The organism is Streptomyces sp. PT12 (genome assembly GCF_003311645.1).
Taxonomy (GTDB): domain Bacteria; phylum Actinomycetota; class Actinomycetes; order Streptomycetales; family Streptomycetaceae; genus Streptomyces.
This window is the reverse complement of the sequence record NZ_QEST01000079.1, coordinates 239,973-254,811: the sequence shown is the minus strand read 5'-3', so window position 1 is coordinate 254,811 and position 14,839 is coordinate 239,973. Positions and strand designations below refer to the sequence as shown.

Here is a 14,839-nt window from a genome sequence, read left to right as displayed (position 1 = left end):
GTTCGGGGGCGGGGAAGGGTCCGCCGTTTAACGTCGTCGGTGGCTGAGGTCCCGCGTCGACGGGTCGTATCGGCGGGCCGCACCGGGCACCCCAGGGAGACGAGAGGGAACATGACTGCCACCACCCCCATCACCACGCCGTTCGGGGCGGACTCAACGGCCGCCGAGGTCATCGCCGGGGTCGATCTGCACGGCCGCAGGGCGGTGGTGACCGGCGCGGCCTCGGGCATCGGGATCGAGACGGCGCGGGCGCTCGCGGACGCGGGCGCCGAAGTCGTCCTCGCGGTGCGGGACACCGGGGCGGGGCGGCGGGCGGCCGACGACATCACGGCCACCACGGGGAACGACCGCCTTGTCGTCGCGCCGCTCGACCTGGCGGACCTGCCGTCGATCTCGTCGTTCACGGCCGCGTGGGAGGGGCCGCTTGACATCCTGGTGAACAACGCGGGGGTGATGGCCATGCCGGAGACGCGCACGCCGCGCGGCTGGGAGATGCAGTTCGCGACCAACCACCTGGGCCACTTCGCGCTGGCCACCGGGCTGCACGGGGCGCTCGCCGACGCGCGCGACGCGCGGGTCGTCTCGGTCAGCTCGTCGGGGCACCTGCGGTCGCCCGTGGTGTTCGAGGACATCGATTTCCGTGAGCGGCGCTACGACCCATGGCTGGCGTACGGGCAGTCCAAGACCGCGAACGTGCTCTTCGCGGTGGAGGGGGCCAAGCGCTGGGGCAGGGACGGGATCACCGTCAACGCCCTGATGCCGGGCGGGATCAGGACCAATCTGGGGCGGTACCTCTCGGCGGATGAGATCGAACGCGTCCAGCGCGCGCAGTCGTCCGACGGGGAGGCGCCCACGTTGAAGACGCCGGAGCAGGGGGCCGCGACCTCGGTGCTGCTCGCCGCGTCGCCGCTGCTCGACGGGGTGACGGGGCGGTACTTCGAGGACTGCAACGAGGCGGGGCTCAACCAGCCTGGCTCGCGCCGTGGCGTCGCGCCGTTCGCGATCGCCCCCGAGGCGGCGGCGCGCCTGTGGGAGGTGTCGGAGCGGCGCGTGACGGAGTGACAGGGGGTGCCGCCTCCCCGCCCACCCGCGGGCGCGGGTGGGGGCGCGGGTGGGCGGGGTGGGCGGGCCGTGGGGCGCCGGTCAGCTGAACGCCGCCTCGACGTCGGCGCGTTCGGCCGCGTCGGGGTAGCGGTTGGTGCAGTCGACGCCGCCGGTCGAGCCGGACATGAGGCTGGAACAGGGCCCCGGCTTGATGTCGGGCAGGCCCAGGATGTGGCCGAGTTCGTGCGCGGCGATGCGGATGGTGTCATAGCCGTCGTCGACGGCCTGGCGGCCCATCCAGACGATGCCGTTGCCGAGGCTGGTGGTCAGAGCGCGGGGCCAGCCGTCGTCGGCGACGATGGTGATGTTGGCGTCCGCGCCGGGGGCGGCGGGTTCGAGGCGGACGCTGGTCACGCTCTCGTTCCACACGGCGGCGCCGCTGTGGACGGCGTCGGTGAGCTCGGCGCTGCCGCTCGCGTCATAGGTGAGAACGGTGACCTGCGTGGGGACGGGTGTGGGGGTGGGTGCCGCGCCCGCCGTGGTCTGGGTGCCCACCAGCGTCAGCGTCACCAGGAGCGTGGTCAGCAGCGCACGCACGGCGTTTCGGAGTGTCATCGATCGGCCTCCCGGCCTTGTGTGGGGGAACTACCTCCCGATCATGCCCATGTCATCGCGCGTCACGCATGGCCCCGCGCGCAAGGGCGCGCGGGGCGCGGGTGGAGGTGCGCGGGGCGCGGGTGGAGGTGCGGGTGGGCGGCGTCACGCCGCTGAGGCCAGCTCCTGGTACTCCGCGTCGGAGAGGTCGAGCGTGGCCGCCGCGGTGTTCTCCTCCAGGTGCGCGACCGACGACGTGCCCGGGATGGGCAGCATCACGGGTGAGCGCCGCAGGAGCCAGGCCAGCGCGAGCTGGGAGGTGGAGGCGCCGCGCTCATCGGCCATCCTGGCCAGCGCGCCGCCGGGGCGGGCGAGGGAGCCCTTGGCCAGCGGCGTCCACGGGATGAACGCCAGGTCATGGGCCTCGGCATAGGCGAGAACGTCGTCGTCGGCGCGGTCGGCGAGGCTGTAGCGGTTCTGCACGGCCACGATCGGCGCGGTGCGCCCGGCCTCCGCGAGCGTCGCGGCGCTGACCTGGCTGAGCCCGATGTGCCGGATCTTGCCCTCCGCGCGCAGCTCGGCCAGCGCGCCGATCTGCTCGGCCAGCGGCACCCGCGGGTCCACGCGGTGCAACTGGAAGAGGTCGATGCGGTCAAGGGCCAGGTTCCGCAGGCTCAGCTCGACCTGCTGGCGCAGATACTCGGGGCGGCCAAGCGGCACCCACTCCCCGGGGCCGGGGCGGACGAAGCCCGCCTTGGTGCCGATCACGACGCCCGGGGGATAGGGGTGCAGGGCCTCACGCACCAGGAGCTCGGCGGTGAACGGGCCGTAGGAGTCGGCGGTGTCGAGGAACGTGATGCCGAGGTCGACGGCGCGGCGCAGCACCCGCACCGCCTCCTTGGGGTCCCGCGCCCCGCCCCACACGCCGGGCTCCACCAGCTGCATCGTGCCGAAGCCCAGGCGGTGGATCGTCAGGTCGCCGCCCAGCCGAAAGGTGCCGGACGCCTGTGCGAGCTGTTCGTTGACGGTCATGGGGCCAGGCTAGCCGCATTGGGATGACTTGCCCGCCTTTCACGGCATTTGTTAGGTATGGGCCCCACATGGGCTCTCTCGCCGCCTCCGTCCCTCAACACCCTGGCGGGACCCCTCCCTTGGGAGCGTCATAGGCTGTCCGCCCTGCGGCGTTCCCGCCGCCGGACACGTCCTCCGAGCCCCTCCCCCGCGAAAGGGAACCGTGCGGCCCTCCGTCACCGTCCGCCTCTGTGCGGGCACTCGTGGCACTGGCGGCGCGACCGCGGCTGGCGGGCTCCGCGCCGTTCGCCCTACCTCCAGGAGGCCGACATGACCGACCCCGACAACGACCGACCCGATGTCCCCGCGCCGCCACCGGAGACAAGACCGCCGAGCGGGGCGCCACCGGTCGGCGACGCGCCCCCTTCCGGCGCGGAGCCCTCCGAAGCGCGGCCCTCCCCCGCCGACGCGGCACCTCAGGACGCGCCGCCCGCCGACGCCGCGCCTCAGGACGCGCCGCCGTCCCCCGCGGAGCCGCCCACCGTTCCGCACCAGGCGCCCCCGCCCGAGCCGGTGACCGAGCCGGTGACCGAGCCGCTGACGGTGCCGCGGCAGGCGACGGCGCCCGATCCCGTCGGGCCCGAAGGCCCGCCCGCCGCGCCGCCCGTGACGCCGCCTCCGCCACCGGGTCCGCCCCCTTCGAGCGAGGCGCGGACCGAGGTGGTGCGCGCCGTGCCGCCGCCCGCCACCCTGGCGTTCCCCGCCGCCGCCCCGCCGCCCCCGCCCTCGGTGCCGCCCACGGCGGGCCTGCCGCGGGACCCCGGCACCGCGGCCACCGCCGCGCTGCTCAACCTGAGCGGCCTCGGCGCCGGTTACCTCTATCTGCGGCGCTGGCTGCGGGCCGTTCCCGCGTGGCTCGTCACCGGCGCGCTCCTCTTTGTCGCGCTGCCGGTCACCGCCGAGGGCATCGATGGCCTGTGGGTCGTGCTCTGGCTCGGCGTCGCCCTGGCCACAGCGGCCGACGCCTACCGGCTCGCTGGCCCGGCCGCGCCAGGCCGCCGCGGCCTCTGGATCCCGGTCACCGCGGGGGCGCTGCTGCTCGCCCTGCCCGCCGCAGGGGTGGTGTTCTTCAACGACGCCAAGCGCCAGGCCCTCGAGGACGACCTCCAGGACGTGCTCGCCGCCGCGGACGCGCAGGTCGAACGGGTCGGCGACGAGCCGTTCGGCGACGCGGAGGACACCTACCGCTCGGCGCTCGGCCAGTACCTCGGGGTGCGGGACGACCACCCCGACACCGACGCGGCTGGCGAGGTCCCCGACCGGCTCGACGCGCTGTACGAGGGCGCGACGGCCGCGCGCACCGGCGAGGACGACTGCGCGAGCGTCGTGCCGCTGCGCTTCTTCGTCGGCCTGCCCGACGAGTTCGACGACTCCGAGGCGGAGCGGCTGGCCGAGCGGGCGGGCGGCGCGCTGCCAGGACCGTTGCACGACTGCGGCGTCTCGCAGATCGCCAACGACCCCGAGGCGGCAGGGGAGTCGCTGCGCGAACTGCTCGACGAGCACGGCGAGAGCGAGCAGGCGGCCGGGCTGCCCGGCGAGCTGGGCGACCGGCAGCGGACGGCCATCGACGGCATCGGCGGCGACGCCCCGTGCGCGTCGCTCGACGAACTGCGCTCGCTCAACACGCTGTTCGCCGGGCTGCCGGGCGGCGAGTTCACCCAGCTCGCCGACGACGGGCAGGGGCCGGTCCCCGAGGGCCTTTACCAGTGCGGCACCGACAGCTTCCTCGGCGGCTCCTACGACGTGGCCGACACCCACCTCAACGAGCTGGTGACCGACCACCCCGACCACGAGCGCGTCGACCACGCGCGGAAGGTCCTGATCGCCAGCCAGATCGCCGCCGAACACCCGCCAGCGGGCGAGCAGTTGCCCCCGGAGAACGACGGCGGCGGCGCCACGGTGACGGTCGAGGTACTGAACGACTCCCCGCAGGAGCTCGAGATCCTGTGGACCGGGCCGACCACGGGATCGCAGACGGTGGGCCCGTGCGACGGCTGCTCGGTCTACCCCGTGGACCCGGGTGACTCCTCGTGCTCTTCGGGCCGCGACTACCCCACCACCACGCTCCAACTGCCCGCGGGTGACTATCACTTCCTGCACCGGTCCCCCGGGCTCTCCATGCGCACCCTGACCGAGACCAGCTCGCTGAACGCGGACTTCATCTACACCTGGTGCTCCTACACCACGGAGGATGACCTGCTGTTCCCCGATCTGCCTGACCTGCCCGACCTGGAGGGCGGCACGGACGCGTGACCCGCGTGCGGAGGCCCGGGGGCGCCCCCGGGCCTCCGCGTTCAGTGGCCCGGGCGTTCAGTGGCCCGGGCGTTCAGTGGCTCAGCGCGCGGGAGAGCGACCAGGCGGCCCACAGCTCGGCGTAGACGCCGCCCGCGGTGGAGAGTTCGTCGTGGGTTCCGGTCTCGACCACGCGGCCGCCGTCCATCACCACGATCCGGTCGGCCGAACGCGCCTGGCTGAGCCGGTGCGCGACGATCAGCGCCGTGCGGCCCTCCAGGGCGCGTTCGGCGGCGCGTTCGAGGGAACGGGCGCCCGCGCTGCCCGCCTCCGCGGTCGCCTCGTCGAGCACCGCGATCGGCGGGTCGGCCAACACCAGGCGGGCGAGGGCGAGTTGCTGGGCCTGGGTGGCGTTGATGCGGTGGCCGCCCTCGCCGACGACCGTGGCAAGGCCCTCGGGCAGCGCCTCGGCCCAGGCGCGGGCGCCGACCCGTTCGAGCGCGGCGAGCAGCTCGGGCCCCGACGCGTCGGGGCGGGCGAGCAGCAGGTCCTCGGCGAGCGGCCCGGCGAAGACGTGCACCTCCTGGGTGACCAGGCCGACGTCGCCCACGACGGTGACCGCGCCGGTGGTGGGCGGGTGGATCCCGGCGATCAGCTTGGCCAGCGTCGTCTTGCCCGCGCCGCTCGCCCCGACGAGGGCGACGCGCTCGCCGGGCGCGAGCGCCAGGTCGAGGCCGTGCAGCACCGGGCGGCCCGGCTGGTAGGCGTAGCCGAGGCCGCTGACGGTGACGGCCGCGGCGGGCGGGGACGGCGGCACGGCGGGCGTGGCGGGCGTGGCGGGCGTGGGCGTCGGCAGGGCGGGCCGGTCGGTGAACTCGCCTTCGCCCGCGGCGGATTCGAGGTCGGCCACGCCGATCAGGCGGGCGAGCCCGGCCTGGGCCGCCTGCGCGTCGTCCATCAGCACGAGGGCGGCGTTGACCGGGTTGAACAGGCTGTGGAAGTACAGCGCGGCGGCGGTGGCCGTGCCGATCGAGACCGAGCCGTCGCGCACCAGCAGGAAGCCGGTCACCAGGACGGCCGCGAGGCCCGCGTACTCGGCGATGTGCAGGCGGGCGTAGAAGCTGAGGAGCAGCCTGATGCCGCGCTTGGTGACGCCGACCGCGACCCCCGAGCGCTCGGCGACCTGGGCGGCGTGCCGCTCCTCGATCCTGAAGGCCCGCACGGTGGACGCCCCGCCGATCGTGTCGAGCAGCTGCTGTTGCTGGGCGCCGGTGACGACGCGCTGCTCAGCGTAGAGCGGGACGGCGCGCGCGACGTACCAGCGCGCGGTGTGCGCCTGGACGGGCACGGCGATCAGCGCGGCGAGCAGGAAGCGCCAGTCGAGGACGGCGAGCGCGCCCAGGGTGAGAACGATGGCGAGCAGGGAACGGACCAGCTCGGGAAGGGCGTTGCGCACGGCCTGCGCCACGGTGGTGACATCGGCGGTGACCCGCGCGGTGAGGTCGCCCGAGCCCGCCCGTTCGATCCGCGCCAGGGGCAGGCCCAGGGCGCGTTCGAGGAAGCGCTCGCGCAGCCCGGCCAGTGCGGTCTCGCCGAGGCGCGAGAAGAGGGAGAGGCCGAGCGCGGTGCCGATGCCCTGGGCGACGGCGACGGCGGCGATCAGCAGCACCGGCACGGTGAGCGCCCCGGCGGCGCGGCGCTCGGCGACCTGGTCCACAATGTGGCCGAGCAGCGGCTGGGTGAGCAGCCCGACGGCGGTGGCCGCGGTCATGGTGAACGCGGCGGCCAGGCCCAACGCCCGGTGCGGGCGGACCAGTTCGCGCACGGCCGCGCGGGTGCGCGGCCCGGTGGCGACCGGCAGCAGCTCGCGTGGCTGCTCGGTTGGGCCGGTCATGAGAGAACCGCCTCTCGGTAGGCCGGGTGCCGTTCCACCAGGACGTGGTGGGGCGCGGCGTCGACGGTGCGGCCCTCGTCGATCAGGACCACGCGGTCGCTGACGGCCAGCAGGGCGGGGCTCGTGGTGATCAGCAGGGTGGTGCGGTCGGGGCGCCCGCCGCGCAGCGCGCGAAGCCCCGCGGCGATGCGCGCCTCGGTGACGGCGTCGATGGCGGTGGTCGGGTCGTGCAGCACGAGGATGGGCGGGTCGGCGGCCAACGCTCGGGCCAGCGCGAGGCGTTGACGCTGGCCGCCGGAGAGCGACCGGCCGCGTTCGCCCACGGGGGTGGCCAGGCCACGCGGCAAGGAGCGGATCATCTCGTCGGCGCCCGCGGCGGCGATGGCGGGGGCGAGGTCGGCGCCTTCGGGCGCGCCCACGGCGACGTTGGCCTCGACGGTGCCGCCGAACAGGTCGGCGTCGTGCGCGGCGACCAGCACGGTGGCGCGCAGCGCGGCGGGGTCGAGCCGCGTCAGCGGAACGCCGTCCAACTCGGCTGCCCCTGAAGGGGGATCGGCCTCGCGGCCCAGCCAGCGCAGCAGTTCGGCGGCGCGGCCTGGGTCGGTGAGCGCGACGCCGAGGACCTCGCCAGGGGTCGTCTCAAGGTCGAGCTGGCGCAGCCCCGCGCCCGCGGCGCCGCGCAGCCGCAGCACATGCCCGGTGGGCGGGGCGCCCGCGGGGGCGTCGCCGTCGGGGATCGCTGGCGGCGCGGCAAGCACGGCGGCGACCCGGGCGGCGGAGGCGCGGCCCTGGGCCAGCTCCGCGTTGATCCAGGCGAGCCCTGCCAACGGGCCGAGCAGGAACAGCGCCAGGCCCACCGCCGACACCAACTCCCCCAGGCTGATGTCCCCTTGGACGCCGAGGCGCCCGCCGATGAGGGCGACGACGGCGATGAACACGCCCGTGAGGGCGGTGGTGAGGCCCGTCTGCCACGCCTCGGCGCGCGTGGAGCGCAGCGTGGCGGCCAGCGCGGCGCGGCTGCCGCGCCGGTAGCGGGCGACGGCCGCTGGCACGGCCCCGATGCCCTTGAGGACGCGCAGCCCGGCCACCAGATCGGCGGCGACGCCCGAGGCATGGGCGGCGCGCTCCTGCTCGGCGGCGCTGTGGCGTTCAAGGGGCTTGCTCAACAGGTGGCCGAGCAGGAGCAGAAGGGGCGTGCCGAGCAGGACGAGCAGGCCGAGGGTGAGGGAGATCCGCAGCAGCATGACGGCGCCGACCAGCAGGCCCGTGAGGACGGAGACGCCGAGCACGAGGGCGTTGGCCACGGCGCCGACACGGCGGGTGTCCTCGGTGGCGATGCTGGTCAACGCCCCGGGCAGATGGCCGCGTTCGGCGCCGCCCCCCGGATGCAGCACGCGGCCGACCAGGCGAAGGCGCAGCTCGTGGCCCGCCTCGAGCGCGGCGTCCTCGCGGGCCTTGGCGCCCCAGCGGAAGCTGAACGAGAGGCCCAGATAGACGGCCGCGAGAACGCACAGCCAGCGCACCAGCGAGGCCCCGTCGCCGCCGTCCACGGCCCGGTCGATGATCACGCCGATGAGCACGGGGACCAGCGCCTCGCCCGCCTGGTGCCCCGCCCCGAGCACGGCGCCGACCAGCAGCTTCCGCCAGTGCCCTCGCACCATCCCGCCCAACACCGATCTCCCCGTCGGCCCACTCCCTCGCACGCCCCGCCTCCGAACGGTGTCCACGGTGTCTGCCTTCGCAGCCCATCCGTAGCTTAGGTGAGGCTCGCCTAAGTGGTCGACGGGGCACGGCTACGGTCTTGACGCCCTCCCATGAGCCGTCCGCCGAGTGCCGGATGTGGGGCGGTGCGGTTCAGGGCTGGCACCTACGGGGGCGTTGCGTGATCGGCCACGCGCCGTTCCGCGAGGGGGAGTTCAGCCGGTGGGAACGATCGGGGCGATCAACGCGCCGACGGGGGCGGGGCGTTCGGTCGTGTGCGTGACCGGCAGGGAGACGCGCTGTTCGGCCGCGTCGAGCAGCGTCAGCATGGTGTCGAGCACGTGGTCGGCCAGCTCGGCCGAGGCCAGATGCGGGCGGTCCTCTTCCAGTGACTCGGCCAAGTCGGCCAGGCCGACGCCCCGTTGCCCCTCCTGGTGGCCCGCCGTCTCGGGCAGCGGCTCCCACTCCCCTCCCCCGCCGCCGTGCAGGGCGGGGCGGCCGCCGAAGCCGTTGGGGTCGGGGACCGAGAGCGAGCCCTCCGTGCCGTGCACCTCGATGCGCGGCAACTGCGCGGCGTGGATGTCGAAGCTCATGACGAGTGTGGTCAACGCGCCGCCCGCGTGCTCCAGGATGCCCGTCACGTGCGTGTCCACCTCGACGGGGAAACGGGTCCCCGCCCGTGGCCCGCTGCCGATCGACCGCTCGGCCCTGTGCCGTGAGGCCGCGCCGGTGACCCGGACGACGGGGCCCAGCAGGTGGACGAGCGACGACAGGTAGTAGGGGCCCATGTCGAGCAGCGGCCCGCCGCCCGGCCGGTAGTAGAACTCCGGGTCGGGGTGCCACCGTTCGTGCCCCGCGGTGGTCATGAACGCCGTGGCCGCGATCGGCTCGCCGATGCGCCCCTCGTCCACCGCCCGCCGCGCGGTCTGGGTGCCGGTGCCAAGCACGGTGTCGGGCGCGCAGCCCACGCGCAGGCCCGCCGCCCGCGCCGCGGCCAGGATCGCCTGGGCCTCCTGGCGCGTCGCCGCAAGCGGCTTCTCGCCGTAGACGTGCTTGCCCGCGGCGAGCGAGGCCAGGGCGACGGTGGCGTGGACGGCGGGCACGGTCAGGTTCAACACGGCGTCCACGTCGTCACGTTCGACCAGCTCGGCGGCCGAGCCCGCCACCGCGACCCGCCCGTCGGCCCGTTCGGCCAAGTGCTCGGCGCGCGCCAGGTCCAGGTCGGCGACGGCGGTCAGGCGCAGGGCGGGCGCGTGCGCCAGGGTGCCCAGATAGGCGCCGCTTATCGCGCCCGCGCCGACGATGCCGATCCTCAGCGGCTGGCCCACAGCAGGCCCCTCTCGGTGATGGCGCGGACCTCGGGGACGTCGAAGTCGTCGAGCTTGTGGCCGATCGTGGAGACGAAGACGCGGCCGCCGCCCCATCTCCTGGTCCACACCGCTGGCATGACGACGGGCTCCGCGCGGACCTCGTCGGGCTCGAAGGTGAGGGTGGCCAGCACGTCGTTCATCGGGTCGGTGACCGTCCAGTACTGCTCGGTGTGGACCCGAAAGTCGCCCAGGCCCTCGATCACCGGGTGGTCGGCGCGGCCGGGGACCAGGGTGATCGCGTGGTCGACGAAGCCGGGCGGGTGGCGCAGGAAGGCGCCGCCGGTGAGCAGCTGGTAGTCGTGGCTGGCGCGGAAGGCGTCCACGATGCCGCCGTGCCACCCGGCCAGGCCCGTTCCGGCCTGGACGGCGGCGGTCAGCCCGGCGCACTGCGCGGGGCTGATCTCGCCCATGGTCCAGCACTGCACGACCAGGTCGGTCGCCGCGAGCAGCGCGGCGTCCTCGTAGACGTCGAGGGAGTCGGAGGTGCGGACGCGGAAGCCCCGGTCGGCGAGGAAGGGGACGAAGAGGTCCGTGGCCTCGACGGGGCAGTGCCCGTCCCAGCCGCCCCGGACCACAAGGGCCTGTCGGCTCGCTGAGGTCACGGGGTCCCCACGCTCCCCGGGATTCCGGAAGTCGTCGTCAATCCCATGGGTCACCATTTCAATCTGTGCACACCCGTTCGGGCAAGGGCGCGCCCGTGCGGGCCGGAGAGGGTGCGCGTGGGAAGTTCACGCCCTCCCGCGCGCCCCTCGGCCCCGCCTACGGTTCCGGATACGCCGCGGTGCCGAAGGGATCGGGCGAGGGAGTTTTGGGTGGAAGGAGCGCACAGTGCCAGGTCAGCACGGGGACGGCACGGGTGGTCTCGGCGAGGACGGGCTGCCGGGGACGCCCTATGAGCCTCCGGCGCCGACGACGGACGGCAGCGCGCCGTCCGGGGGCGGGGAGCACCGGGATGACGACGAGGACACCAGGCGCGGCGGCTGACCCGGGGTGGGCGGCGGCGTTCGCGGCGGTGCCACGGGCGGCGTTCCTGCCGAGGGTGATGTGGCCCTACGACGAGGAGCGCGAGGCGTTCGACACCCTCGACCTGGCCCGCGATCCGGAGGGGTGGTGGCGGGCGGCCGAGGCGGATGTGCCGATCGTGACGCAGTGGGACGGGGGCGCGCACGCCGGGAGCGGGCGCGGGGCGCATGCGGAGAGCGGACGCGGGGCGCACGCCACGAGCTCCGCCTCCACGCCCCGGCTCGTCGCCACGATGCTGACCGCGCTCGACGCCGAGCCGGGGATGCGCGTTCTCGAGGTCGGCACCGGCACCGGGTGGAACGCCGCGCTGCTGGCCCACCGCCTCGGTGAACGCTCCGTCACCACGGTGGAGATCGACCCCGGGGTGGCCGCGGCGGCCGAACGCGCCCTGCGCCGCGCCGGGTTGCGCCCCCGGGTGGTCGTCGGCGACGGGGCGCTCGGCGTGCCGGACGGCGGCCCGTACGACCGGATCATCGTCACCTGCGGGCTGCGCCGCATCCCCAGGCGGTGGCTGGCGCAGGTCAGGCCGGGCGGCAGCATCCTGGCGCCGTGGGGCACGGCGTTCCGCGGGCGCGACGCGCTGGTGCGGCTGACCGTGCGCGGGGACGGCACGGCGGAGGGCCCGTTCCTCCAGGTGGTCAACTTCATGCCGATGCGCGCCCATCGCACCGCGCACCCCACGTTCCCGCCTGGGCTGCCGCTCACCGACACGCGGACCGGCGTCTGGCCTCCGCACGGCATGTGGCACCCGTTCCCCTTCCTGGCGGGGCTGCGCGTCGAACGCGCCTCGCACGCCGTCCAGCGGCACGACGACGGCCACACGCAGTGGCTCTACGACCTGTCGGGCGCGGGCTGGACCGCGGCGGTGCGCCGGGAGCGCACGGGACCCGGCGTGGTGGTGCGGCGCGCGGGTGAACGCCCGCTGTGGGACGAGTTGTTGGCCGCGTGGGAGTGGTGGCGTTCGGCGGGCGAGCCACCGGTCGAGCGCTTCGGGCTGTCGGTCGACGAGAAGGGCGAGACGCCCTGGCTCGACCGCCCTGACCGGCCGGTGGACGCCACGGTGTGAGCCGCCTCGCGGGGCGGGTGGGGAGTGGGGGCGCACGGGGCACACGGTGGGGCGACCCCATAGGGTCCCCGCATGAACGATGCGATATGGGCCGGTGTCCGGCAGCGCGTGCAGGCGCTGCGGGACCGGCCGGGGCACGACGCCGTGTTCGGCGCGATCGGACACGGCTTCGCGCTCGAAGACGTGCTCGACCCCGCCGAACTGGCCGCGCTCGAAGGGGAGTTGGGCGTCGAGCTGCCGGACGACTACCGAGGCTTCCTGCTCGGCGTCGGCGCGGGGGGCGCGGGCCCGGCCTACGGTGTCTTCCCGGTCCGCAGGCGGCAGGGGCGTTGGGGATGGGAGGGCGACGGCACGGCGCTTGTGGAGGTGGACCGGCTCGGCGAGCCGTTCCCGCGCCGCTGCGCCGACCCCGAGCGGCTGCGGACGCTCCTCGAACAGCGGCCGGAGGAAGAGGACTTCGACGACGCCGAGGGATTCGACGACGCGATCGAGTCCTGGGAGCGCGAGTGGGAGTCCGTGATGTGGTCGCGCGACCGCACGGTCGGGGCGATCGTCATCGCGCACCTGGGCTGTGCGCTGCGCTACTGGCTGGTCGTCAGCGGGCCGGAGCGCGGGCGGATCTGGGCCGACCACCGGGTCGACGACGAGGACCTGACGCCGCTGCTCGACGACGAGGAAAGGCCGGTGGGATTCGCGGCCTGGTATCTGACCTGGCTGGCCGAGGCGGAGCGGCAGGTCGCGGAGGGCGGCCGCCCGGGCGCGAGGGACCGGCTCGCGTGCGACGACGACGGCGCCTTCGAGGACGACGAGCTCGGGGACAGAGGGCTCGCAGCCGACGGGCTCGCAGCCGACGGGCTCGGGGACAGAGGGCTCGGGGAGGGGGACGGGGTCGAGGAGACCGGTGGGGAACGTGACGCGGCGGGGACCCGGTGAAGTGAACCCGCCGCGTCCGACGGTCAGACGGCGTCCAGCTCGGCCAACTCCTCGGCGGTGAGCGTCAGATCGGCCGCGCTCACCGAGTCGCGGATCGTCTCGGGGCGGCTGGCGCCCGGAATCGGCACGACCACGGGGGACTTGGCCAGCATCCACGCCAGGCACACCCGCTGCGGGCTGATGCCATGGGCCTCGGCGACGCGGGCGAACGGCGCGAACCGCGAGCCGAGTTCGCTCGCGCTCGCGATGCCGCCGAGCGGGCTCCAGGGCAGGAACGCGATCCCCAGCTCGTCGCACAGCCGCAGCTCGGGCTCGCTCGAACGGAAGGCGGGCGAGAACTGATTCTGCACGGAGACCAGTCGGCCGCCCAGGATCTCGTTGGCCTCCCTGATCTGCCCGGGGTTCGCGTTGGATATCCCGGCGAGCCTGATCTTGCCCGCGTCGAGCAGATCCCGCACGGCGCCGACGGATTCGGCGTAGGGGACCTTGGGGTCGGGGCGGTGGAACTGGTAGAGCCCGATGGCCTCCACGCCGAGGCGGCGCAGGGAGTCATCGCACGCCCGCTTGATGTGCTCGGGCGAGCCGTCCAGGGTCCAGCTCCCGTCGCCGGGGCGCAGATGGCCGCCCTTGGTGGCGACCAGCACGTCCGCGCCCGCGCCGTGGGAGGCTAGCGCCTTGGCGATGAGGGTCTCGTTGTGGCCGACCTCGTCGGCGTCCCTGTGGTAGGCGTCCGCGGTGTCGATGAACGTCACGCCGGCGTCGAGGGCCGCGTGAATGGTGGCGAGGGACCGTGCCTCGTCGGGCCGTCCCTCGATGGACATGGGCATGCCGCCGAGTCCGATCGCGCTGACCTCGGCGTCACCGATGCGACGAGAGTGCATGTTGTGTCAAGCCCTTCCTCGGCTCCATGTGCCGCTGCCGCGCGGCACGGAAGAAAGCCTCACGCGCGCACGAACAGAAGTCCAATAGAAGAAAGCGAATACATTGATGAGCTAAGCTTCTCAATCATGGAGCTGCGGCACCTCGAGTACTTTGTCGCGGTCGCGGAGGAGCGCCACTTCACCCGCGCCGCCCGGCGGTTGATGATCTCCCAGTCGGGCCTGTCCGCCTCGGTGCGGGCGCTTGAGCACGAGCTGGGCGCGCCGTTGTTCGTGCGCTCCACCCGGAGCGTGGAGCTGACCGCCGCGGGCCGCGCCCTGCTGGCCGAGGCCACCCGCGCCCTGTCCAGCGTGCGGGCCGCCAAGGAGGCGGTGGCGGCGGTGCAGGGCCTGGTCAGGGGCGTGCTGTCGATCGGCACCGAACAGTGCATCGCGGGCGTGGACATGCCCGCCCTGCTGGCCCGCTTCCGCTCCGAGCACCCGGCCGTGGAGATCCGGCTGCGGCAGGCGGGCGCGGCGGCGCTGGTCGACGACGTGACCGCGGGGCGGCTCGACCTCGCGTTCGCGGCCGTGTTCGGCAGGCCGCCCGAGGGCGTTCGGCTGCTGCCCCTGGCTCGCGCGCCCATGGTGGCGCTGTGCCACCCCGCGCACCGGCTGGCCGAGGCGGGGAAGGTGGCATGGGACGAGCTGGGCGACGAGGTGTTCGTCGACTTCCACCCCGACTGGGGCGCGCGGGCGGTGACCGACCGGGCCTTCGCCGAGTCACGCGTCCACCGCAGGGTCGCCCTCGAGGTCAACGACGTGCATAGCCTGATCGACCTCGTTCACCACGGCCTCGGCATCGCCGTCGTGCCGCGGCCGATCGCCCGCAAGGAGCACGCGGCCGGGCTACGGGCGCTCGACCTGGTGGGCGCGGAGGAGCAGACGTGGGAGGTCGCGGCCGTGCTGCCCGACGAGGACAGGCTGAGCCCGGCCGCCCGCGAGCTGCTCACGTATCTGGCCTGAGCCACTTCACCGGACACCGGCACCCCTG

Annotated in this window: 13 protein-coding genes; 6 read left to right on the top strand and 7 right to left on the bottom strand. The window is 74.6% G+C overall.

Going from position 1 to position 14,839, the window contains the following annotated elements; translation table 11 throughout:
- Positions 1–111: 111 nt before the first annotated feature.
- Positions 112–1,062, top strand: a complete 951-nt coding sequence (locus DEH69_RS07525) for an SDR family NAD(P)-dependent oxidoreductase (RefSeq protein ID WP_113686088.1) — start codon at positions 112–114, stop codon at positions 1,060–1,062.
- A gap of 81 nt (positions 1,063–1,143) precedes the next feature.
- On the opposite strand, the gene DEH69_RS07520 is transcribed toward DEH69_RS07525, so the two are convergent.
- Both DEH69_RS07520 and DEH69_RS07515 read right to left on the bottom strand, forming a co-directional pair.
- Positions 1,144–1,659: a snapalysin family zinc-dependent metalloprotease gene (locus DEH69_RS07520; RefSeq protein ID WP_113686087.1), complete on the bottom strand. Its 516-nt coding sequence runs from the start codon at positions 1,657–1,659 to the stop codon at positions 1,144–1,146.
- A 144-nt stretch (positions 1,660–1,803) separates the two neighbouring features.
- A complete protein-coding gene (locus tag DEH69_RS07515) occupies positions 1,804–2,670 on the bottom strand; it encodes an aldo/keto reductase (RefSeq protein ID WP_113686086.1) in 867 nt (288 codons plus the stop codon).
- A 309-nt stretch (positions 2,671–2,979) separates the two neighbouring features.
- Between DEH69_RS07515 and DEH69_RS07505 the strand changes: the two genes are divergently transcribed.
- Entirely contained in the window at positions 2,980–4,962 is a 1,983-nt protein-coding gene (locus DEH69_RS07505; protein ID WP_147255468.1) for a hypothetical protein, read from the top strand.
- Positions 4,963–5,035: 73 nt separating this feature from the next.
- Here DEH69_RS07505 and DEH69_RS07500 read toward each other — a convergent pair whose 3' ends face one another.
- The 4 genes from DEH69_RS07500 to DEH69_RS07485 form a co-directional block, all read right to left on the bottom strand.
- Positions 5,036–6,835 carry an ABC transporter ATP-binding protein gene (locus DEH69_RS07500; RefSeq protein WP_113686083.1) on the bottom strand — a complete coding sequence of 600 codons (1,800 nt, stop codon included), beginning with the start codon at positions 6,833–6,835 and terminating at the stop codon, positions 5,036–5,038.
- The gene (locus DEH69_RS07495; protein ID WP_181727306.1) at positions 6,832–8,496 is read right to left on the bottom strand and encodes an ABC transporter ATP-binding protein; all 1,665 of its coding nucleotides are present in this window, start codon (positions 8,494–8,496) and stop codon (positions 6,832–6,834) included. The genes DEH69_RS07500 and DEH69_RS07495 overlap by 4 nt, the downstream gene beginning before the upstream one ends.
- 255 nt (positions 8,497–8,751) lie before the next feature.
- On the bottom strand, positions 8,752–9,864 hold the full coding sequence (locus tag DEH69_RS07490; protein WP_113686081.1) for a Gfo/Idh/MocA family protein: 1,113 nt from the start codon (positions 9,862–9,864) through the stop codon (positions 8,752–8,754).
- A complete protein-coding gene (locus tag DEH69_RS07485) occupies positions 9,849–10,508 on the bottom strand; it encodes a ThuA domain-containing protein (RefSeq protein WP_258534506.1) in 660 nt (219 codons plus the stop codon). Before DEH69_RS07485 ends, DEH69_RS07490 begins: the two co-directional genes overlap by 16 nt.
- A 226-nt stretch (positions 10,509–10,734) precedes the next feature.
- Between DEH69_RS07485 and DEH69_RS31335 the strand changes: the two genes are divergently transcribed.
- From DEH69_RS31335 to DEH69_RS07475, 3 genes are all read left to right on the top strand, one after another.
- Entirely contained in the window at positions 10,735–10,890 is a 156-nt protein-coding gene (locus tag DEH69_RS31335) for a hypothetical protein (protein WP_181727305.1), read from the top strand.
- Entirely contained in the window at positions 10,859–11,995 is a 1,137-nt protein-coding gene (locus tag DEH69_RS07480; RefSeq protein WP_113686079.1) for a methyltransferase domain-containing protein, read from the top strand. The genes DEH69_RS31335 and DEH69_RS07480 overlap by 32 nt, the downstream gene beginning before the upstream one ends.
- 72 nt (positions 11,996–12,067) lie before the next feature.
- Positions 12,068–12,928, top strand: coding sequence for an SMI1/KNR4 family protein (locus DEH69_RS07475; protein ID WP_309302766.1), 861 nt, complete (start codon positions 12,068–12,070; stop codon positions 12,926–12,928).
- Between the two features lie 23 nt (positions 12,929–12,951).
- Here the strand turns inward: DEH69_RS07475 and DEH69_RS07470 are convergent, their stop codons facing one another.
- Positions 12,952–13,809: an aldo/keto reductase gene (locus DEH69_RS07470; protein WP_113686078.1), complete on the bottom strand. Its 858-nt coding sequence runs from the start codon at positions 13,807–13,809 to the stop codon at positions 12,952–12,954.
- A 126-nt stretch (positions 13,810–13,935) separates the two neighbouring features.
- Here DEH69_RS07470 and DEH69_RS07465 point away from each other — a divergent pair, with 126 nt between their 5' ends.
- Positions 13,936–14,811: a LysR family transcriptional regulator gene (locus DEH69_RS07465; RefSeq protein WP_113686077.1), complete on the top strand. Its 876-nt coding sequence runs from the start codon at positions 13,936–13,938 to the stop codon at positions 14,809–14,811.
- Positions 14,812–14,839: the final 28 nt, after the last annotated feature.